At 68.9% G+C, this 19884-nt stretch carries 17 protein-coding genes; 15 read left to right on the forward strand and 2 right to left on the reverse strand.

What is annotated here, in order from left to right; genetic code table 11:
* Positions 1 to 102 precede the first annotated feature (102 nt).
* From ABZ374_RS02325 to ABZ374_RS02345, 5 genes are all read left to right on the forward strand, one after another.
* Positions 103 to 1392, forward strand: a complete 1290-nt coding sequence (locus ABZ374_RS02325) for a branched-chain amino acid ABC transporter substrate-binding protein (RefSeq protein ID WP_360305166.1) — start codon at positions 103 to 105, stop codon at positions 1390 to 1392.
* 101 nt (positions 1393 to 1493) lie between these two features.
* The gene (locus ABZ374_RS02330) at positions 1494 to 2417 is read left to right on the forward strand and encodes a branched-chain amino acid ABC transporter permease (protein ID WP_360305168.1); all 924 of its coding nucleotides are present in this window, start codon (positions 1494 to 1496) and stop codon (positions 2415 to 2417) included.
* Positions 2414 to 3838: a branched-chain amino acid ABC transporter permease gene (locus ABZ374_RS02335; protein ID WP_360305170.1), complete on the forward strand. Its 1425-nt coding sequence runs from the start codon at positions 2414 to 2416 to the stop codon at positions 3836 to 3838. Before ABZ374_RS02330 ends, ABZ374_RS02335 begins: the two co-directional genes overlap by 4 nt.
* Positions 3839 to 3894: 56 nt before the next feature.
* On the forward strand, positions 3895 to 4755 hold the full coding sequence (locus ABZ374_RS02340) for an ABC transporter ATP-binding protein (RefSeq protein ID WP_360305473.1): 861 nt from the start codon (positions 3895 to 3897) through the stop codon (positions 4753 to 4755).
* A gap of 74 nt (positions 4756 to 4829) precedes the next feature.
* A complete protein-coding gene (locus ABZ374_RS02345; RefSeq protein ID WP_360305475.1) occupies positions 4830 to 5534 on the forward strand; it encodes an ABC transporter ATP-binding protein in 705 nt (234 codons plus the stop codon).
* Positions 5535 to 5582: 48 nt separating this feature from the next.
* On the opposite strand, the gene ABZ374_RS02350 is transcribed toward ABZ374_RS02345, so the two are convergent.
* Positions 5583 to 5963, reverse strand: a complete 381-nt coding sequence (locus tag ABZ374_RS02350) for a hotdog fold thioesterase (RefSeq protein ID WP_360305477.1) — start codon at positions 5961 to 5963, stop codon at positions 5583 to 5585.
* Between the two features lie 103 nt (positions 5964 to 6066).
* Between ABZ374_RS02350 and polA the strand changes: the two genes are divergently transcribed.
* From polA to ABZ374_RS02370, 4 genes are all read left to right on the forward strand, one after another.
* On the forward strand, positions 6067 to 8805 hold the full coding sequence (polA, locus tag ABZ374_RS02355) for a DNA polymerase I (RefSeq protein WP_360305172.1): 2739 nt from the start codon (positions 6067 to 6069) through the stop codon (positions 8803 to 8805).
* A 119-nt stretch (positions 8806 to 8924) separates the two neighbouring features.
* On the forward strand, positions 8925 to 10109 hold the full coding sequence (locus ABZ374_RS02360; protein WP_360305174.1) for a hypothetical protein: 1185 nt from the start codon (positions 8925 to 8927) through the stop codon (positions 10107 to 10109).
* A 129-nt stretch (positions 10110 to 10238) separates the two neighbouring features.
* A complete protein-coding gene (locus ABZ374_RS02365) occupies positions 10239 to 10376 on the forward strand; it encodes a hypothetical protein (RefSeq protein ID WP_360305176.1) in 138 nt (45 codons plus the stop codon).
* 53 nt (positions 10377 to 10429) lie between these two features.
* Complete coding sequence (locus ABZ374_RS02370) at positions 10430 to 11452, forward strand: DUF3068 domain-containing protein (protein WP_360305178.1); 1023 nt, start codon at positions 10430 to 10432, stop codon at positions 11450 to 11452.
* Between the two features lie 3 nt (positions 11453 to 11455).
* On the opposite strand, the gene ABZ374_RS02375 is transcribed toward ABZ374_RS02370, so the two are convergent.
* Positions 11456 to 12235, reverse strand: a complete 780-nt coding sequence (locus ABZ374_RS02375) for a class I SAM-dependent methyltransferase (RefSeq protein ID WP_360305479.1) — start codon at positions 12233 to 12235, stop codon at positions 11456 to 11458.
* 366 nt (positions 12236 to 12601) lie between these two features.
* Between ABZ374_RS02375 and rpsA the strand changes: the two genes are divergently transcribed.
* From rpsA to ABZ374_RS02405, 6 genes are all read left to right on the forward strand, one after another.
* On the forward strand, positions 12602 to 14089 hold the full coding sequence (gene rpsA, locus ABZ374_RS02380) for a 30S ribosomal protein S1 (RefSeq protein WP_360305180.1): 1488 nt from the start codon (positions 12602 to 12604) through the stop codon (positions 14087 to 14089).
* A gap of 175 nt (positions 14090 to 14264) precedes the next feature.
* Positions 14265 to 15533, forward strand: a complete 1269-nt coding sequence (locus ABZ374_RS02385) for an MFS transporter (RefSeq protein WP_360305182.1) — start codon at positions 14265 to 14267, stop codon at positions 15531 to 15533.
* On the forward strand, positions 15523 to 16572 hold the full coding sequence (locus ABZ374_RS02390) for a hypothetical protein (RefSeq protein WP_360305183.1): 1050 nt from the start codon (positions 15523 to 15525) through the stop codon (positions 16570 to 16572). Before ABZ374_RS02385 ends, ABZ374_RS02390 begins: the two co-directional genes overlap by 11 nt.
* 378 nt (positions 16573 to 16950) lie before the next feature.
* Positions 16951 to 17514 carry a phosphatase PAP2 family protein gene (locus ABZ374_RS02395; protein ID WP_360305185.1) on the forward strand — a complete coding sequence of 188 codons (564 nt, stop codon included), beginning with the start codon at positions 16951 to 16953 and terminating at the stop codon, positions 17512 to 17514.
* 4 nt (positions 17515 to 17518) lie between these two features.
* A complete protein-coding gene (locus ABZ374_RS02400; protein WP_360305187.1) occupies positions 17519 to 18496 on the forward strand; it encodes a decaprenyl-phosphate phosphoribosyltransferase in 978 nt (325 codons plus the stop codon).
* Positions 18489 to 19874: an FAD-binding oxidoreductase gene (locus ABZ374_RS02405; RefSeq protein WP_360305189.1), complete on the forward strand. Its 1386-nt coding sequence runs from the start codon at positions 18489 to 18491 to the stop codon at positions 19872 to 19874. Before ABZ374_RS02400 ends, ABZ374_RS02405 begins: the two co-directional genes overlap by 8 nt.
* Positions 19875 to 19884: the final 10 nt, after the last annotated feature.

Genomic DNA, 19884 nt, shown 5'->3' on the forward strand with positions numbered 1-19884 from the left:
TCGTTGGCTGTTTCTTTTGGATTACATCTGGTTACGGGCGCATCACATCTCAGTCGGCGGACTGCCGCTGCCCTTCCGGCCGGACTACATTCCGGGCACCGCATGTTCATCGCGGTTTGTGAAGGCGCCCCGATGCGGGCTCCGAACTTTTTCTACAAGGGGTTGGGGTTTGCTGTGCTCAAGCGACGCGTGATCAAAATCGCGCTGCCCATCGCGGCAGCGGCACTCGTGCTTTCCGCGTGCGGCAGTGACGATGACGGCGACAAGAAGAAGGACGGTGGCAGCACCGCTCCCGGCAACACCGGCGGCGGTAACAAGCCGACCTGGACGATAGGTTTCCAAGCAGGGCTGTCGGGGGAGAATGCCCAGCTTGGCATCAACGAAGAGAACGGCGCTCGGCTCGCCGTCGAGCAGGCCAACGCGAAGGGCGATCTTCCCTTCACGCTCAAGTTCAAGACCTCGGACGACGAGGCATCGGAGACCAAGTCGGTGTCCGCGGCGCAGAAGCTGATCGACGACAGCAACGTTGTTGCCGTTATCGGCCCTGCCTTCTCCGGCCCGACCAAGGCCGCGTCGCCGAACTACGCCAAGGCGAAGCTCGCCACGGTGTCCCCCTCGGCGACCAACCCTTCCCTGACGAGCGCGGGCAACAATTTCACCGCGTTCCTGCGGGGTACGCCGAACGACAATGCCCAGGGCAGTGGGATGGCGAAGTACCTGTCCAAGAAGCTCCAGGCCAAGAAGGTCTTCGTCGTCGACGACAAGACCGAGTACGGCGCGGGCCTGTCGAAGGTCGCCAAGGACGAGCTGACCAAGGCCGGTGTCCAGGTCGTCTCGGACAGCGTGCCGAAGGCGACTCCGGACTACGGTCCGATCTCCACGAAGATCAAGAACTCCGGCGCGGACGCCATGATCTACGCGGGCTACTACCAGGACGGCGCGCCGTTCGCGAAGAAGCTCAAGGAAGCCGGCTTCACCGGCCCCAAGTTCTCCGGTGACGGCACCAACGACTCGCAGTTCGTCTCGCTCGCCGGGGACGCCGCGAACGACTGGTACCTGACCTGCCCGTGCTCCGACGCGAACGTCGAGGCGGCCACGAAGCAGTTCACCGAGGACTACAAGAAGCGCTTCAACACGAACCCGAGCACCTACTCGGCGGAGTCGTTCGACATCGCCAACCTGGTGATCGACCAGATGAAGTCCTTCGGTACGGAGAAGATCGCCCGCGAGGCGATGCTCACCAAGCTCAAGGGTGCCTCGTACAAGGGCCTGACCAAGTCGTTCAAGTTCCAGCCGAACGGCGAATTCGACGGCGCGACGACCTTCATCTACCAGGTGAAGGGCGGCAAGATCGGCTACATGGGCGACATCGACCAGCTCGTGGGCGGCTGACCCGTTAATCGGGGCGGCGCAACCTGACGATCGGGCCCGGGTCTTCCCGGAGTTTTCGGGAAGACCCGGGCCCGTCCGGTTTTCTTGAGGAAGCTTTCCTTATGCAACCTGATGAAATCCTGGATTACCTTATTCCAGGGATCATGCTCGGTGCGTTGTACGCGGTGATCGCCATCGGCTATACCCTGGTCTATGGCGTTCTGCAACTCATCAACTTCGCACACAGCGAAGTCTTCATGGTGGGCGCTTATTCGTCGCTGCTCGCCTTGACCTGGATCGACCCGAGCAGCAATCCGACGACCTTCATGTCGGTGTTGTTGGTCGCGGCCGGTCTGGCCGTTTCCGGTACCGCCGGGGCGGCCACGGCCTTTACGCTCGAAAAAGTGGCGTACAGACCGCTCAGACGCAGGAACGCGCCTCGTCTTGCGTTCCTGATCAGCGCGATCGGGGCCTCGTACTTCCTGCAGAACCTGGCGGGGAAGTTGTTCGGCCGCGACTCGCGGGCACTGCCGACGGTGTTCGAGAACAAGAAGGTCTTCTCGGTCTTCGGCACCCAGGTCACCATCCTTCAGCTCCTCATCGTCTGTGCGGCGGTGCTGATGATGGTCGGCCTGGACTACCTGGTGAACCGCACGAAGCTGGGCTCGGGTATCCGGGCCGTGGCGCAGGACGCCGAGACGGCGGGCCTGATGGGTGTGGACATCGACAAGGTGATCTCGCGGACGTTCATCATCGGCGGGTTCATGGGCGGTATCGCCGGGTTCCTGTTCGGCCTGCATCTGCAGTTGTCGTTCACGATGGGCTTCCTGCCCGGTATCACCGCGTTCGCCGCGGCCGTGGTCGGCGGGATCGGCAACATTCGCGGCGCGATGATGGGCGGCATGCTGCTCGGCATCGTCGAGAGCTTCTCGTCGCCGATCTTCGGTGAGTCGTGGCGGTATGTCAGTGCCTTCGCGGTGCTGGTCCTGGTGCTGATGTTCCGGCCGACCGGCATCCTGGGCGAGCGCTTGGGGAGGTCGGCGTGACCACGACGACGACGAAGGAAGCAGATGTCGCGCCGAGCGGGTCGGCGCTGGCCCGGCTGCGGCGCAAGCGTTGGTATCAGCAGCCGATGGTCGGCCGGCTGGTGGGCATCGTCTCGGCGGCGGTGTTGCTGGACGTGATGAGTGGTCCGCAGGGCAGCCGCGAGGACGTGTTCTTCTCGCTGGACAAGACCCTCGGGTCGTTGCGCGTGGTGTGGTGGCTCATCGGCGCGGTGGTGCTGTGGGCGATCCTGGAGTTCACCAAGCCGCTGTACAACCGGTATCTGGCGGCGAGCGTGGGTCCGCTGGAGCGTTTCCACACCCCGGTGACCGGGCCGGTCCGGCAATTGGTGGCGCAGACCCGGGAGACCTCGGCGAATCTGCGTCGCATCGTCTGGGTCCGGATCGGATTTTCGGTCGTGGTGATCGGCCTGCTGATCCTGTTGCCGAGCCTGCTGTCCACGTTCTGGAACCAGGTGTTGGTCAACGAGGTGGCGATCTACGTCCTGCTCGCGATCGGCCTGAACGTGGTGATCGGCTGGGCGGGTCTGCTCGACCTGGGCTTCATCGCGTTCTTCGCGATCGGCGCGTACAGCACGGCGTACTGGACCGGCGCGATGCCGGTGGATCCGCCGTTCAAGCTGAACGCGTTCCTGGTGATCCCGGTCGCGGTGGCCACGTGTCTGCTGGCCGGACTGTTGCTGGGCGCGCCGACGTTGCGGCTGCGCGGTGACTATCTGGCGATCGTGACGCTGGGCTTCCACGAGATCATCTACCTGATCGCCAAGAACGCGGACGGGTTCACCAACGGTCCGCGCGGGGTCCAGGGCATCTCGAACTTCCGGGTGCACATCGGGCCGATCGACTACAAGTGGGAACTGGCCCCGGAGCCGTACTGGTATCTGCTGATCGGCATCGCGACGGTCCTGATCATCGCGTTCCTGCGGTTGGAGCACTCCCGGGTCGGTCGGGCCTGGACCGCGATCCGCGAGGACGAGGTGGCCGCGTCGGCGACCGGCGTGCCGACGGTGAAGTTCAAGCTGATGGCGTTCGCGATCGGCGCGTCCACGTCCGGCATCGCCGGTGTCGCGTACGCGAGCAAGGCCGGCTTCATCAGTCCGGAGAGCTTCCTGCTGCTGTTCTCGGTGCTGGTGGTGGCGTACGTCATCTTCGGCGGCATGGGTTCGCTGTGGGGCGTGATCATCGGCACGGCGTTCCTGGCCTGGTTGCCGCAGTACATGAAGGACTGGGTCAACCCGAACGACCGGTTCATGTACCTGGGCGCGTTGTTGATCATCATGATGATCTACCGCCCGCAGGGCCTGATTCCCTCGGTTCGGCGCAAGCGCGAGTTGAGCATGGCCAAGGCGGGTCTCGGCGACGCGGACGCGATGTCGGAGCCGGCCGGCGGGAGGATGACGTGAGCATCACCACGACGAAGGCGGACGACCGGCCGCGGGTGGACCCCGAGGATCAGGTCATGCGGGTGCGCGGTGTCACGCTGCGTTTCGGCGGCCTGGTGGGTTTGTCCGACGTGGCGTTGGATCTGCACCGGGGCGAGGTCCTGGCGGTGATCGGCCCCAACGGTGCGGGCAAGACCTCGCTGTTCAACTCGTTGACCGGGATGTACGTCCCGCAGGAAGGCAGCATCGTGCTGCGCGACCGGGCGGGTGGCGAGCATTCGCTCAAGGGGCGCAAGCCGCACCTGGTGAACCGGCTCGGGGTGGCCCGGACGTTCCAGAACATTCGCCTGTTCGGCGCGTTGACCGCGCTGGAGAACGTGAAGATCGCGGCGGAGACCCGGCAGAAGGCCGGTCCGGTGTCGATCATGCTGGGTCTGCCGAACGCGCGTCGCGAGGATCGCGAAAGCGACCGGCGGGCGTTGGAGCTGTTGCACTTCGTGGGTCTGGACGGGTTGCTCAACGAGTTGGCCGCGTCGTTGTCCTACGGTCAGCAGCGGAGCCTGGAGATCGCCCGCGCGTTGGCCACCGATCCGCAGGTGTTGCTTCTGGACGAGCCGGCGGCGGGCACGAACCCGACCGAGAAGCTCGATCTGGAGGTGTTGATCCGGCGGATCAACCGCGAGCTGGGGATCAGCGTGTTGTTGATCGAGCACGACATGCGGCTGGTGATGTCGGTCGCCGACCGGGTCACGGTGCTCAACTTCGGCAAGGTGATCGCGTCCGGTTCGCCGGCCGAGGTGCAGCGCAACCCCGAGGTCGTCGCGGCCTATCTGGGGGCCGAGATGGCCGCCGAGATGGTCGCCGCCGCGGAGGCCGAGGCCGTGGACGGCTCGGACGGTACGGTCCCCGCGCAGCGGGACGGGGAGGAGCAGCGATGAGCGCCGCCGATTCCGCGGATGCGGTCGGGTTGGCCAAGCCGGCCGCGGGTACCGCGACGCCGCCGCGAAAGAAGATGCTGGAGCTGGACGATCTGCACGTGTTCTACGGCGCCATCCAGGCGTTGAAGGGCGTGCACATCGAGGTGAACGAGGGCGAGATCGTGGCTCTGCTCGGCGCCAACGGCGCGGGCAAGACGACGACGCTGCGCACCATCTCGGGGCTGCTCACGCCGCGTGAGGGCGAGGTGCGTTGGCGTGGGGAGCGGATCGACGGGGTGCCCGCCCACCATGTGGTGGGGTTGGGTATCGGGCATTCTCCGGAGGGTCGTCGGGTGTTCCCGGCGATGACCGTCACGGAGAACCTGAACATGGGCGCCTACCGGTTCAAGTCGGTGCCCAGGGCCGAGTTGGATCGGGTGTTCGAGTTGTTCCCGCGGCTGGCCGAGCGGCGTACGCAGCTCGCGGGCACGCTGTCGGGCGGCGAGCAGCAGATGTTGGCGATCGGGCGGGCGTTGATGGGGCAGCCGAAGTTGCTGCTGCTGGACGAGCCGTCGATGGGTCTGGCGCCGCTGATCGTGGCGCAGATCTTCGACATCATCCGGGAGATCAACGAGCAGGGCACCACGGTGTTGCTGGTCGAGCAGAACGCGGCGCAGGCGCTGCGGCTGGCGCATCGCGGTTATGCGCTGGAGACCGGATCGGTGGTGTTGTCGGGTCCGGCCGAACAGTTGTTGTCGGATCCGAAGGTGCGCGAGGCGTATCTCGGCGAGGGCGCGTAGGTCGTCCGCGCGGCGGAGGGGGTCGGCCCCTTCGCCGCGCGGTGCGGTTCAGGCGCGTTTGATCATGCAGGTCAGTCGCGCGGTGCAGACGCGCCTGTCGTGTTCGTCGGTGATCACGATCTCGTAGGTGGCCAGGGTGCGGCCCAGGTGTACGGGGGTCGCGACGCCGGTGACCAGGCCGGACTCGGCGGAGCGGTGGTGGGTGGCGTTGATCTCGATGCCCAGGGCGATGCCGTCCCGGCCGGCGTGCAGTGCCGTGCCGACCGAGCCGAGGGTTTCGGCCAGGACGCAGGACGCGCCGCCGTGCAGGAGGCCGTAGGGCTGGGTGTTGCCCTTGACCGGCATGGTGGCCACGACACGCTGGGCGGAGGCTTCGACGAATTCGATCCCCATGCGGTCGGCCAGGCTCTCCCGGGTGCCGATGTTCATGAACGCCAGGATCTCGTCGAGGCTGGGTTGTGGGGTCTCGTCGGCCATGGGGTGCTCCTCCGGATTCATGGTTGTGTCGGCCTGACAGCCTAGGATCGCGGTCGTGGCAGCGACTCAGACCCCCCAGACCTCCGTCCCCGCCGGTTCCCGGCCGCGACTTCTGCTCCTCGACGGGCATTCGTTGGCATATCGGGCGTTCTATGCGCTCAAGGAAGCGTCGATGAGTACCGCGACGGGCCAGCCGACCCAGGCGGTCTACGGGTTCACGTCGATGCTGGTGAACGTGTTGCGCGACGAGGCGCCGACCCATTTGGGTGTGGCGTTCGACGTGTCCCGGCAGTCGTTTCGCACCGAGGAGTTCCCGGAGTACAAGGCGAATCGCTCGGAGACCCCGGAGGAGTTCAAGGGTCAGGTCGAGCTGATCGTCGAGGAACTGACCGCGATGGGCGTGCCGACCATGCGGGTGGCCGGTTTCGAGGCGGACGACGTGATCGCCACGCTGGCGACCCGGGCGGCGGCCGAGGGTTACGAGGTGTTGATCCTCACCGGCGACCGGGACGCGCTGCAGCTGGTCACCCCCGATGTCACGGTGCTGTATCCGATGATGGGCGTGAGCAAGCTGCACCGGTTCACTCCGGCCGCGGTCGAGGAGAAGTACGGGCTGACCCCGGCGCAGTATCCCGATTTCGCGGCGCTGCGCGGCGACCCGAGCGACAACCTGCCGGGCATCCCGGGGGTGGGCGAGAAGACGGCCGCGAAGTGGATTCGCGAGTTCGGCTCGTTCGCCGAGCTGATGGAGCGCGCGGACGAGGTCAAGGGCAAGGCCGGGCAGAATCTGCGCGACCACCTGGACAACGTGAAGCTGAACCGGCGGTTGACCGAGCTGGTGCGCGAGGTCGAGCTGGAGGTGGCGCCGGCCGATCTGGAGCGCAAGCCCTTCGATCGGGCGGCGATCGAGGTGGTGCTGGACACGCTGGAGTTCCGCAACGCCAACTTCCGGGATCGCCTGTGGGCGGTGGATCCGGGTCTGGTGCCGGAGGTGATCGAGGCGGAGCCGGGTTTCGAGCTGGACACCACGGTGGTCCAGCCGGGCGGGCTGGCCGCGTGGCTGGCCGAGCACGCGGCGGGTGCGGAGCGCACGGGGCTGGCGGTGGACGGCTCGTGGGGGCGCGGGACGGGCGAGGTCACGGGTGTGGCGTTCGCCGCGGCGGACGGCGCGGCGGCGTTCGTGGATCCGACGGTGATGGATCAGGACGACGACGCGGCGTTGGCGGCCTGGTTGGCGGATCCGCTGCGGCCCAAGGCGGTGCACGACGCGAAGGGCCCGATCCTGGCGTTGGCCGCGCACGGCTGGGCGTTGTGGGGGGTGACCAGCGATACCGCGCTGGGGGCGTATCTGGTGTTGCCGGGTCAGCGTTCGTTCGCTCTGGAGACGATGGTCGAGCGTTTCCTGGGTCGTGAGTTGAAGTTGGACCAGAGCGGCGCGGGGGACGGGCAGCTCGCGTTGGACATGTCCGATCAGGAGGACGCCGAGCCGGGGGCGGCGTCGATGCTGGCGGCCCGGGCGGTGGTGGATCTGGCGGCGGCGCTGGACGTCGAGTTGGCCGCCAAGGGTGGTCTGGAGCTGCTCCAGGACATGGAGTTGCCGCTGTTGCCGGTGCTCGCGCAGATGGAGCAGGTCGGCATCGCGGCGGATCTGCCGTATCTGGAGTCGCTGCAGGAGCAGTTCGCGGCGGCGGTGAAGCAGGCCACCGACGAGGCGCACGCGGCGGTGGGTCACGAGTTCAACCTGGGGTCGCCCAAGCAGTTGCAGGAGATCCTGTTCAACGAGCTGGGTCTGCCCAAGACCAAGAAGATCAAGACCGGTTTCACCACCGACGCGGACGCGTTGACCTGGTTGGCGGGCCAGACCGAGAACGAACTCCCGGTGATTCTGCTACGGCACCGCGATCAGACCCGACTGCGCACCACGGTCGAGGGTTTGATCAAGACGGTCGCGGACGACGGCCGTATCCACACCACGTTCAATCAGACGGTGGCGGCCACGGGTCGGTTGTCCTCGCAGGATCCGAACCTGCAGAACATCCCGATCCGGACCGAGGAGGGCCGGCTGATCCGGCGCGCGTTCGTGGTCGGCGAGGGCTTCGAGGGCCTGCTGACCGCCGACTACAGCCAGATCGAGCTGCGGATCATGGCCCACCTGTCGCAGGACGCGGCGTTGATCGAGGCGTTCACCACGGGTGAGGATCTGCACTCGACGATGGCCGCGCAGGTCTTCTCGGTGGCCCCGGAGGCGGTGGATCACGCGCTGCGCAGCAAGATCAAGGCGATGTCGTACGGATTGGCGTACGGGCTCTCCGCGTTCGGTCTGTCCCAACAGTTGGACATCGAGCCGGGCGAGGCGCGGGGTCTGATGGAGACCTACTTCGAGCGGTTCGGCGGGGTGCGCGACTATCTGCACAAGGTGGTCGAGGAGGCCCGGCAGACCGGCTACACCGAGACGGTGTTCGGCCGTCGGCGCTATCTGCCGGATCTGACCAGCGACAACCGCCAGCGCCGTGAGATGGCCGAGCGGATGGCGCTGAACGCGCCGATCCAGGGTTCGGCGGCGGACATCGTCAAGGTCGCGATGCTCGCGGTGGATCGGGCAGTGCGGCGGGAGAAGTTGGCCTCGCGGGTGTTGCTCCAGGTGCACGACGAACTGGTCCTGGAGGTGGCGCCGGGCGAGCGGGAGCGGCTGGAGGCGCTGGTGCGTCGGGAGATGGCGGGCGCGTATCCGCTGCGGGCGCCGCTGGATGTCTCGGTCGGTTTCGGGCCGAACTGGGAGGACGCGGGCCACTGATCGGGAACCGGCGCGCCGTGGGGGTGGAGAGCCGGCCGCAGCCGGCATAGGTTCGCACGGTCACGGTGTACGACGCCGTCCCGGGAACAGCCGAACTTGCGTACAGAGGGGGGAGCTTCGTGGAAGAGGCCGAGTCGAGGCCCGATCCGCAGAAGCCGGGCACGCCGGACGAGGTCGCGGTCGATGCGGTGGCGGAGTCGATATCCGCCGCCGCTCCCGCGCCGAGGCCGGAGCCCGAGGCGCCGCCGATATCCGGCGGGGCGGACGAACCGGGCAAGCGCAGACGGGTGTTGAATCCGTGGCTGGGCAGCGCGGCGGCGATCCTGGTGGTGTTGGCGTGTGGTGCGGCGGTGCAGTCGCCGTTCACCATGGTCACCGCGCATCGAGTGCCCACGTCGGATTTGCCGCGATTGTCCGATCCGGCGCCGGCCGACGGCACTTCGGCGAACGGCGGCGGGCCCAGCCACTTCGAGTTGCCGCCGCCGGTGTTGCCGGCCGCGTTGCCGGGTGCGCCGACCACGTCCGCGCCGGCCTCCGCGTCGGCGACGCTGACCGCGTCGGCGGGCACTCGGGGCACCACCGCGACCGGCACCGGTGGCATTCCGCAGACGGTGTTGTTGGCCTATCAGCAGGCGGCCTCGAACCTGGCCCGGATGGACCCGAGCTGCAAGTTGCCGTGGACGTTGCTCGCGGGCATCGGTCGGGTCGAGTCGGAGCACGCGTACGGCGGCAACGTGACCGTGGACGGCACGGCGGTCACCCCGATCCTGGGCCCGCGGCTGGACGGCGGCCCGTGGGCCCGGATTCCCGACACCGACGGTGGTCGCTACGACTTCGACACCGAGTTCGACCGCGCGGTGGGTCCGATGCAGTTCATCCCCTCCACCTGGAAGGGCTGGGGCATGGACGGCAACCGGGACGGCCAGATCAACCCGCAGAACATCTTCGACGCGACGCTGACCGCGGGGCGCTACCTGTGCGCGGGCAACCGGGATCTGTCCACCGGTGCCGGGCTGAACGCGGCGATCCTGTCGTACAACCATTCCGATGCGTACGTGCGCAACGTGATGTCCTGGATGACGTACTACGCGACCGGCGCGCGCTCGGTCCCGGACGCCCGGCAGCCGACGTCCAGGCAGACGTCGACGCCCAAACAGACCACCTCCAAGCCGGCGACGAGCAAACCGGCGAGCAGCCCCACGACCAGTCGTACGGCGAGCGCGTCGGGCTCGGTGTCCGCGTCGGCGTCGAGCCGCACGTCCGCCCCGGAGGGCTCGACCGAGGCATCGGCCCCGATCGGGTAGTCGTCATCGTCGGGTAGTCGTAATCCACTCCGCAAAAAACGGGAACCTGTTCTCGTTTCTTGCTACCGTGCCCCATCGTCGACCGTCGCGACGACGGTCGAGGCAGCAGCAGGAAGGTGGGACCGCCACATGCGTTCCTTCGCAGCGGTCGTGGTCGGGGCACTCCTGGCCGTCGGTGCCGCATTCGTGCTGAACGCGTGTGCCATCGGCGACCCCGCCCCGGTGCACCAGCCCCTCCAGGTCACCGCGCCGCCCGGCCGGCCCTAGGCCCGCCCGGCGGATCGGTACCCGGCCCCTCGTCGAGAGAGCACTCCACCCAGATGCGTCGTAAGTCCGGCCTGATCCTGCTGGCCGCCGCGGTCTTTTGTGTCGCCATGGCGCCGCTGTTGCGCGAGTTCGTCTTCCCGAAGCTGGTCGCCAAGGCGCTGGCCGGCGAGGACGCCTACCGGGTCGTGGTGCTGGACGCGAACAACGCCACCCTCCTGGGCGCCCCCGAGGGCAGCGGCGCGGGCAAGGCCAAGGTCACCGCGATCCAGACGATCCGACCGGACGCCAAGGCGGCCAAGGACGGCACCGTCGTGTGGGACCTGAACCTGGCGGTCCTGGACAGCAGCGGCAAGGTGGTCACCCAACTCCCCGAGCGCTACGCGTTCGAGGCGGCCGGCCAGATCCCCAGGAACTGCTGCGGCGAATCGGTCGACGGCGCCCCCGCCGCGCACACCGGACTCGCCTACAAGTGGCCGTTCTTCACCGGCAAGCGCGACTACAACTACTACGACTCGCAGGCGCACAGCGCGAACGTGATCGTGTACAAGGGCACCGAGAAGCGCAGCGGGTTGCAGACCTACCGCTTCGAGCAGGAGGTGCCGTGGATGAAGATCCCGATGCCCCGGCAGCTTCCCGGCGGCCTGGACCCGGCCGCCCTGGAGAAGGACGGCCTCCAGCTCTGGTACACGGTGCTCCGCAGGATGTGGGTCGAGCCGGTCACCGGCATCCCGGTCTACCTGGAGGAGACCCGCAAGGAGGAACTGCGCAGCTCCCCGCCGGCCGACGACCCCAACGCCAAGCCGGTGGTCACCAAGGTCTTCGAGGGCACCTTCGTCCCCCGCCCCGCGTGGTCGCAAAAGCTCATCGCCGACGCCAAGGACCGCAGCGCGACCCTGCGCGCCGTCCACGACACGATCCCGCTCGCCCTCCTGGTCACGGGCGTCCTGCTCTTCCTGATCGCGGTGGCCCTGCAATTCGTCGCCGACCGCCGGAACCGCCCGACCCCCACCCCCGCCGGCCGGCCGACCACCGACGGGGCCGAGCCCGCGCCGGTGGGTGGTGAGGTCGGCCGCTGAGGATCAGTGCTTCTCGCACACGAAGATCGCCGTCCCCGGCAACAGCCGCCCACGCAGCGGGCTCCAGCCTCCCCACACCGACTCCAGTTCCTCCGGCCACTCCGGCTCGACCAGATCGACGAGCCGGAACCCCGCGCCCACCACCTCGCGCACCCGGTCGCCCAGCGTGCGGTGTTGTTCGACGTAGGTCGCCCGACCGGTGTGGTCCTGCTCCACGTACGGCGTGGTGTCGAAGTACGAGGTGACCGCCGTCAGCCCCTCCGGCCCGGGTTCGTCGGGGAAGGCCCAGCGCACCGGGTGGGTGATCGAGAAGACCCAGCGCCCGCCCGGCCGCAACACCCGGAACACCTCGCGCATGATGCCCGCGCCGTCCGGACTGAACGGCAACGCGCCGTACGCGGAAAAGGCCAGGTCGAAGCTCGCGTCGGCGAACGGCAGCCGCGCCGCGTCGGCCTGCACCACCGGCACCCGGGTGCCGTGCTCGACGTCCAGGCGGCGCGAATGCTGGAGTTGGCGCAACGACAGGTCCAGCGCGACCGGGTGGGCGCCACGCGCGAGCAACCGGCGCGAACACTGCGCCGCGCCCGCGCCGACCTCCAGGACGACGCGCCCCTCGACCGGGCCCAGCAGCTTGACGCGGTCCTCGTCGAGCCCCTCCGGGCACCAGGTGAATCGCGCGTCGCCGAGGAAATCGCCGTGCTCGACCTGATACTCGTCGGCGTTGGCGTCCCACCACTGGCGGCCGGCCCGCACACTCTCCACGAGCCCCACCTTGCGCCGCACCGCGTCGTCGCCGTCGTCGAGCTCGTCCGGATCGACGTAGCGCGCCGCGAGGGACGCGTGCGGGTCGGGGGAAGTGGGGCGGTTCACAGGGCTCCAGTCGCTGCGGGCGGGCACGGACGCGCGTAGGGTACTCCCTTCGGGGCGTCCCGGTTGACCCCATGCATCCCGTGCGCGTTGACCGCACCCGGTCGGCCCCGTATGCTGCAAGTTGCGCCGCGGGCCTGCGTGAACTCAGACGGAGCAGGTCGCGCTCACCTTTGTCGATCCCACGCCATCCTCTTGCATGGACGCGGGCGTCGGGGGCGAAACCGGGTCCACAAGCGTGTTTGAAAACGACTTCTGTCCGTACCCGGAGCCCTTACCCACATGACGAGCAGCACCGAGGCCACGCCCAGCACCACCCCGCAGGTGGCGGTCAACGACATCGGCTCCGAGGAAGACTTCCTCGCAGCGATCGATGAGACGATCAAGTACTTCAACGACGGCGACATCGTGGATGGCGTGATCGTCAAGGTCGACCGGGACGAGGTCCTGCTCGACATCGGTTACAAGACCGAAGGCGTCATCCCGTCCCGCGAGCTTTCCATCAAGCACGACGTGGACCCCCACGAGGTCGTCACTGTCGGTGACCACATCGAGGCCCTGGTTCTCCAGAAGGAGGACAAGGAAGGCCGCCTGATCCTCTCGAAGAAGCGGGCTCAGTACGAGCGCGCTTGGGGCACCATCGAGAAGATCAAGGAAGAAGACGGCATCGTCACCGGTACCGTCATCGAGGTCGTCAAGGGTGGCCTCATCCTGGACATCGGCCTCCGCGGCTTCCTCCCGGCCTCGCTGGTCGAGATGCGTCGCGTGCGTGATCTCCAGCCGTACGTGGGCAAGGAGCTCGAAGCCAAGATCATCGAGCTGGACAAGAACCGCAACAACGTGGTCCTGTCCCGCCGTGCCTGGCTCGAGCAGACCCAGTCCGAGGTGCGTCAGACCTTCCTCACGACCCTGCAGAAGGGTCAGGTCCGCACGGGCGTCGTGTCCTCGATCGTCAACTTCGGTGCGTTCGTGGACCTCGGCGGCGTCGACGGTCTCGTGCACGTCTCCGAGCTGTCCTGGAAGCACATCGACCACCCGTCCGAGGTTGTCGAGGTCGGCCAGGAAGTCACCGTCGAGGTCCTCGACGTCGACATGGACCGCGAGCGTGTCTCCCTGTCGCTGAAGGCGACCCAGGAAGACCCGTGGCAGCAGTTCGCCCGGACGCACCAGATCGGCCAGGTCGTTCCCGGCAAGGTCACCAAGCTCGTTCCGTTCGGCGCGTTCGTCCGCGTGGACGAGGGCATCGAGGGTCTGGTGCACATCTCCGAGCTGGCCGAGCGCCACGTGGAGATCCCGGAGCAGGTCGTCCAGGTCGGCGACGAGATCTTCGTCAAGGTCATCGACATCGACCTCGAGCGTCGCCGCATCAGCCTCTCGCTGAAGCAGGCCAACGAGGCGTTCGGCGCGGACCCGGCCACGGCCGAGTTCGACCCGACCCTCTACGGCATGGCCGCGACGTACGACGACTCGGGCAACTACATCTACCCCGAGGGCTTCGACCCGGAGACCAACGACTGGCTCGAGGGCTTCGACAAGCAGCGCGAGGAGTGGGAGAAGCAGTACGCCGACGCCCAGACGCGCTTCGAGTCGCACCAGCAGCAGGTCGTCAAGGCCCGCGAGGCCGAGGCCGAGGCCGTGGCCGGCGAAGCCGCGGGCGCGTACTCCTCGGGCGGTGACGACGAGGTCGAGGCCGACACCACCGGTGGCGCCCTGGCCTCCGACGAGGCGCTCGCCGCGCTCCGCGAGAAGCTGGCGGGCGGCCAGAGCTGACCTCGGTCGACTCTGCCGAACACGGTGTTCGACGTGATTCGTAGGTAGCGATACCGACGCGGGCGAAGGCCCCACTTCCCTTCGGGGAGGTGGGGCCTTCGTGCTTTCCCGGTGCCGAGGCGCGAACGCGGCTAGGGTCGGGACCGTCACACGGCAGCCTGGGGGGTGTGCGGGGGTGTACGTCTCGTCCGGACGTCCGGAAGCGGCGACCGAGGCGGCGATCGGGCCGCCCGGGTCCGGGGTCGGCGCGGTGGTCACCGGCAATGTGATCGCGCTCGGCCTGGTCAGCCTGGTCACCGACGTCTCCTCCGAGATGGTCACCGCGGTGATGCCGGTCTACCTGGTCACCGGACTCGGCCTGACCATGCTCCAGTTCGGCTTCCTGGACGGCCTGTACTCCGGGGTCACGGTCTTCCTGCGGCTGGTCGGCGGGCACCTCGCCGACCGGTTCGCCGCGCGCAAACAGGTCGCCGCGGTCGGCTACGGGATGTCGGCGGTGGCCAAGCTCGGACTGCCGCTGGTGGGTGCCTCGGTGCCGGGCATCGGCGCGGTGCTGGCGGCCGACCGGGCGGGCAAGGGGCTGCGGACCGCGCCCCGGGACGCGCTCATCTCGCTGTCCAGCGGCCCGCAGGCGCAGGGGCGCGCGTTCGGCGTGCATCGGGCGCTGGACACCGTCGGGGCGTTCACCGGCCCGCTGGTGGCGTTCGCCATCCTGGCCGCGGTGGGCACCGCCTACGACGCGGTGTTCGTGGTGAGCTTCTGCGTGGGGCTGATCGGTGTCGCGATGCTGGTGCTGTTCGTGCGCGACCACCGCGACCCGGTCGAGCATCGGCCCGGGTGGCGCGACGGGCTGGGGCTGTTGCGGGATCGGTCCTATCGCCGGCTGTGTGTGGTGGCGACCGTGCTCGGCCTGGTCACCGTCAGCGACGCGTTCGTCTATCTGCTGCTCCAGCACCGGCTGTCGATCCAGCCGCACTGGTTCCCGCTGCTTCCGCTGGGCACCGCCGGGGTCTACCTGGTGCTCGCGCTTCCGCTGGGCCGCCTCGCCGACCGGGTGGGCCGGCGGCGGGTGTTCCTGGCCGGGCACGGCGTGTTGCTCGCGGCGTATCTGCTGCTCGGGGGTCCGCTCGACGGGGTCGCGTTGCTGATCGCGGTGCTCGCGCTGCACGGGGTGTTCTACGCGGCCACCGACGGGGTGCTCGCGGCGGCGGTGGGCGCGCGGTTGCCGGCGACGGGCCGGGCGGGCGGGCTCGCGGTGGTGCAGACCGGGCAGGCCGTGGGCCGGTTCGCGTCCTCGATGATCTTCGGCGCGCTGTGGACGGCCTGGGGGCCGGCCGGCGCGATCCGGGTGCTGGCCCTCGCGCTCGCGGTGGCCCTGCTCGGCTCGGCGCTCGCCCTCGCGGGCGGCGGGCGCGTGCGGGGAAGGGTGCGCGATGTCCGTTGACGCACCGGTGAAACCGGCACTGACCAGGGGCCGGATCCTGATCTTCGTCCTGGTGCTGATCCTGCTCGCGGGGATCGCGATCGGGTACACGGTGTACGCGGTCAAGCGTGAGGACGAGCGGCTGCACGGCGGTTCGGGAACCGCGCCGGGCGGGCCGCCGCTGACCCTGGCCGGGGCGCCGCGACTGCTGTTTCGCAGCACCGAGTCGGGCCCGGGGTACGGGCATCTGGCGACCGTCGCGGCGGCCGATCCGGGCGGGCCGCGCACGGTGGGCGAGCGCTCGTGCGACCGGGTCTACGCGGCCGGCGGCACCGCGGTGTGCCTGGCCACCGAGGGCGGCCTCACCCGCACCGGCGTGGCGCTGGTGCTGGACGCCGACCTGCGCCAGGTGCGCCGGGTCGAACTCGCGGGCACGCCCAACCGGGCGCGCGTGTCGGCGTCGGGCCGGATGGCCTCGTGGACGGTGTTCGTCTACGGGGACTCCTACGCCTCGACGACCTTCTCGACCCGCACCTCGATCCTGGACACGCGCACCGGCGAACTGGTCGCCAACCTGGAGGACTTCACCACCACTCGGGACGGCAAAGAACTCAGGTCGCCGGACCGCAACTTCTGGGGCGTCACCTTCACCGCGGACGACAACACGTTCTACGCCACGCTGTCCACCAACACCTCCGGCCGCACCTACCTGGTGCGCGGCGACCTGGGGGCCCGCACCATGACGGTGCTGCGGGAGAACGTCGAGTGCCCGTCGTTGTCCCCGGACGGCACCCGCCTGGTGTTCAAGAAGAAGGTCTCGCAGAGCACCCGCAATCCGTGGCGACTGTACGTGCTCGACCTGGCGAGCATGCGCGAGACACCGCTCGCGGAGACCCGGGGTGTGGACGACCAGGCGATCTGGCTGGACGAGCGCACGGTGGGCTACGCACTGCCGACCGGGGCGGGCGCGGCCACCGATGTGTGGTCCGTCCCGGCCGACGGAAGCGGCGCTCCGGCGCGCCTGGTGACGGGCGGCTTCTCGCCCGTGCCGCTGCGCTGACCCGACCCCGCCGAAGGGCGAACTCCCGTCCCAGGACGCGCTTGTGCATCGGCCCGGCATCGCGCAGGCTGCGGGTCTGCCACAGTTCCGTCACGAAACGTCGCCGCCTCGCACCGGCGCCGTCACCCGTTTGACAGCGTCTGACCAGGAACGACGAGGTATCGCGGGGGCGTGGCCGGCGCGGGCCCGACCCGGTGGTCGCCGGGCCGGCTCGGCGAAGAGCCCGTGCTCGGTTCGCGTACCCTGACTCACTGGTGCCATGCGCCGGGCTTGTATGGAAGTGGCCCGTGTGGCGGTCGGGACGACCGCCGGAGCACGTAGGCCCCCGGACTTCGGGGCAGGGCGCCCATTCGACGTGCGGTAGGAATGAGGATCTCGATGGCCTTTGGTGGAGCGTTCGCCACCGGGCAGGTAGTCAAGACGGTCGGCGCTTCCGACGTCGCCCTGTACCGCGGCGTGCGCGGGCGTACCGGACATCCGGTCGTCCAGCGCACGAGCAAGGCGCTGTCCTTCGCCGGGGAGCACGCCGGGGTCTGGCTCGCCGCCGGACTGGTCGGCGCGGCCGTGGACCGCGGCCGTCGGCCGGAGTGGCTGCGCGCCACCGCCACCGTCGCCGGCGCACACGTGGCCAGCATGGTGGTCAAGCGTGTGGTGCGCCGACCGCGGCCGGCCATACCGGGCCTGGAGCCGACGGTGCGGACCGCCGGTCGGCACAGCTTCCCGTCCTCGCACTCGGTGTCCTCCGCCGCCGCCGCCGTGGCGTTCCACGGCCTCCTGCCCACCGCCGTCACGGGTACGGCCGCCGCTGCGACGTGTTTCTCGCGGCTCGTCGTGGGCGTCCACTATCCGTCCGACGTGGCCGCCGGCGCGACCATGGGTCTCGCGGCCGGCGGCCTGGGCCGCGCCTGGGCTCGTCGGGCACAGCGTCCGAAGGGGTTCTGAGGTCTTGAGTACATCCGAAGTCGAATCTCCGCTCGAGTCGAGTGAGGCCCTGGTTGCGACCGCGGCCGGCACCACCCCCGTCGAGGCGCCTGCGCGCCCGGCGCACGGGGGTCTCGCGGGCGGTCTGCTGAAGTTGGCCCGGCCCAAGCAGTGGGTCAAGAACGTGCTCGTGTTCGCCGCGCCGCTGGCGGCCGGACGGCTGGACGAGGGCTACGTCCTCGGGCACAGCGCGATCATGTTCGTACTGTTCTGCCTGGCCGCCTCGGCGATCTACTACATCAACGACGCGTTCGACGTCGAGGCCGACCGCGAGCACCCGACCAAGCGCAACCGCCCGATCGCCTCGGGCGCGGTGCCGGTCAAGCTCGCGTGGGTGCTGGGGCCGATCCTGGGCATCACCGCCGTCGTGCTCGGGGTGTTGCTGTGCAACCCCGGGACCGCGCTGGTGCTGGCGCTGTACGTGGTGCTCAACGTCGCGTACTGCTTCTCCTTCAAGCACGTCGTGGTGCTCGACCTGGCCATGGTCGCCTCCGGCTTCCTGTTCCGGGCGATGGCCGGCGGTACCGCCTCCGAACTGCCGCTGTCGCGTTGGTTCCTGCTGACCGCGGGCTTCGGTTCGCTGTTCATGGTGGCCGGCAAGCGCTACTCGGAGATGGTCCTGATGGGCGAGGAGGCCGCCAAGACGCGTGCCTCGCTGGCCAACTACTCGATCACCTACCTGCGTTTCGTGTGGCAGATGGCGGTCTCGGTGACGCTGCTCACCTACTCGCTGTGGGCGTTCCAGATTCCCGAGGGCGATTCGACGCTCGCCTGGCACCAGTTGTCGCTGGTTCCGTTCGGTTTCGCGTTCCTGCGCTACGCCGTCTACGTGGACGCCGGAACCGCCGGGTCCCCCGAGGACGTTCTTCTCAAGGACAAGGTCCTCGTCGGCCTTGGCTTCGCCTGGCTTCTCACCTTTGTTCTGGGGGTTTTCCATGTCTGACGGCCCGTCGGCCGACGTACGACCAACCGCGCGGCGGGTCAGCCTGAACGGTTGGGGACGCACCACCCCCACCTTCGCCGACGTCGTGCGCCCCACCGACCGCGACCAGGTCGCGACCGCGTTGGGGCAACGCACCTCGCGCGGGGTGATCGCCCGCGGCCTGGGCCGCTCGTACGGCGATCCCGCGCAGAACGCCGGCGGCACCGTGCTGGACATGACCGGCCTGGACCGGATCCTCGCGGTGGACCTCGAACGCGGCCTGGTCACCTGCGAGGCCGGGGTGAGCCTGGACCGGCTGATCGAACTGTTCGTCCCGTTCGGCTTCTTCGTGCCGGTCACCCCGGGCACCCGGCAGGTCACCGTGGGCGGCGCGATCGGTGCCGACGTACACGGCAAGAACCACCACGCGGACGGCAGCTTCTGCAACCACGTCCTGTCCATCGACATGTTGATGGCCGACGGCACCGAGCGCACGATCACCCCCGAGGGCGACCCGGAGTTGTTCTGGGCCACCGCCGGCGGCATGGGCCTGACCGGCCTGATCCTGTCCGCGACCATCCGGATGACGCCCATCGAGACCTCGCTCGCGTCGGTGGACACCGACCGCACGAAGAACCTCGACGAGGCCATGGCGCTGATGGCCGAGACGGACGAGAAGTACACGTACACCGTCGCCTGGCTGGACTGCCTGGCCAAGGGCGCCAACCTGGGCCGCTGCGTGCTCACCTGCGGCGAGTTCGCCGCGCTCGACGACCTGCCCGCGAAGAAGCGCCGGGACCCGCTGCGTTTTCGCACCGGCTCGCTGCTGACCGTCCCGGACCTGGTCCCGGGGCGGCTGCCGAACAAGCTCACCATGGGCATGTTCAACGAGCTGTGGTACCGCAAGGCGCCCAAGCACAAGGTCGGCCAACTGCAGTCGATCACCGGGTTCTTCCACCCGCTGGACCTGGTCCAGGAATGGAACCGGGTCTACGGGCGGACCGGCTTCCTCCAGTACCAGTTCGTGGTGCCGTTCGGGCGCGAGGACGGCCTGGTCAAGGCGGTCGAGACGATCAGCGCGCACGGCGCGCCCTCCTCGCTCACGGTGCTCAAGCGGTTCGGTCCCGGCAACGAGGGCTTCCTGTCCTTCCCCAAGCCGGGGTGGACGCTGACGCTCGACTTCCCGACCAACACGCCCGGGCTGGCGCGGCTGCTCAAGCAGCTCGACGAGATCGTGCTGACCAACGAGGGCCGGTTCTACCTCGCCAAGGACTCGCGGATGGACCCGGCCGACCTGGCCCGGATGTACCCGCGGCTGGAGCGCTTTCGCGAGGTGCGGGCCAAGGTCGACCCGGACGGGATCTTCGTCTCCGACCAGGCCCGCCGACTCGGGATCTGACCCACCCCTT

The sequence above is a fragment of the Embleya sp. NPDC005971 genome, assembly GCF_040629175.1.
In the GTDB taxonomy this organism is placed as follows: domain Bacteria; phylum Actinomycetota; class Actinomycetes; order Streptomycetales; family Streptomycetaceae; genus Embleya.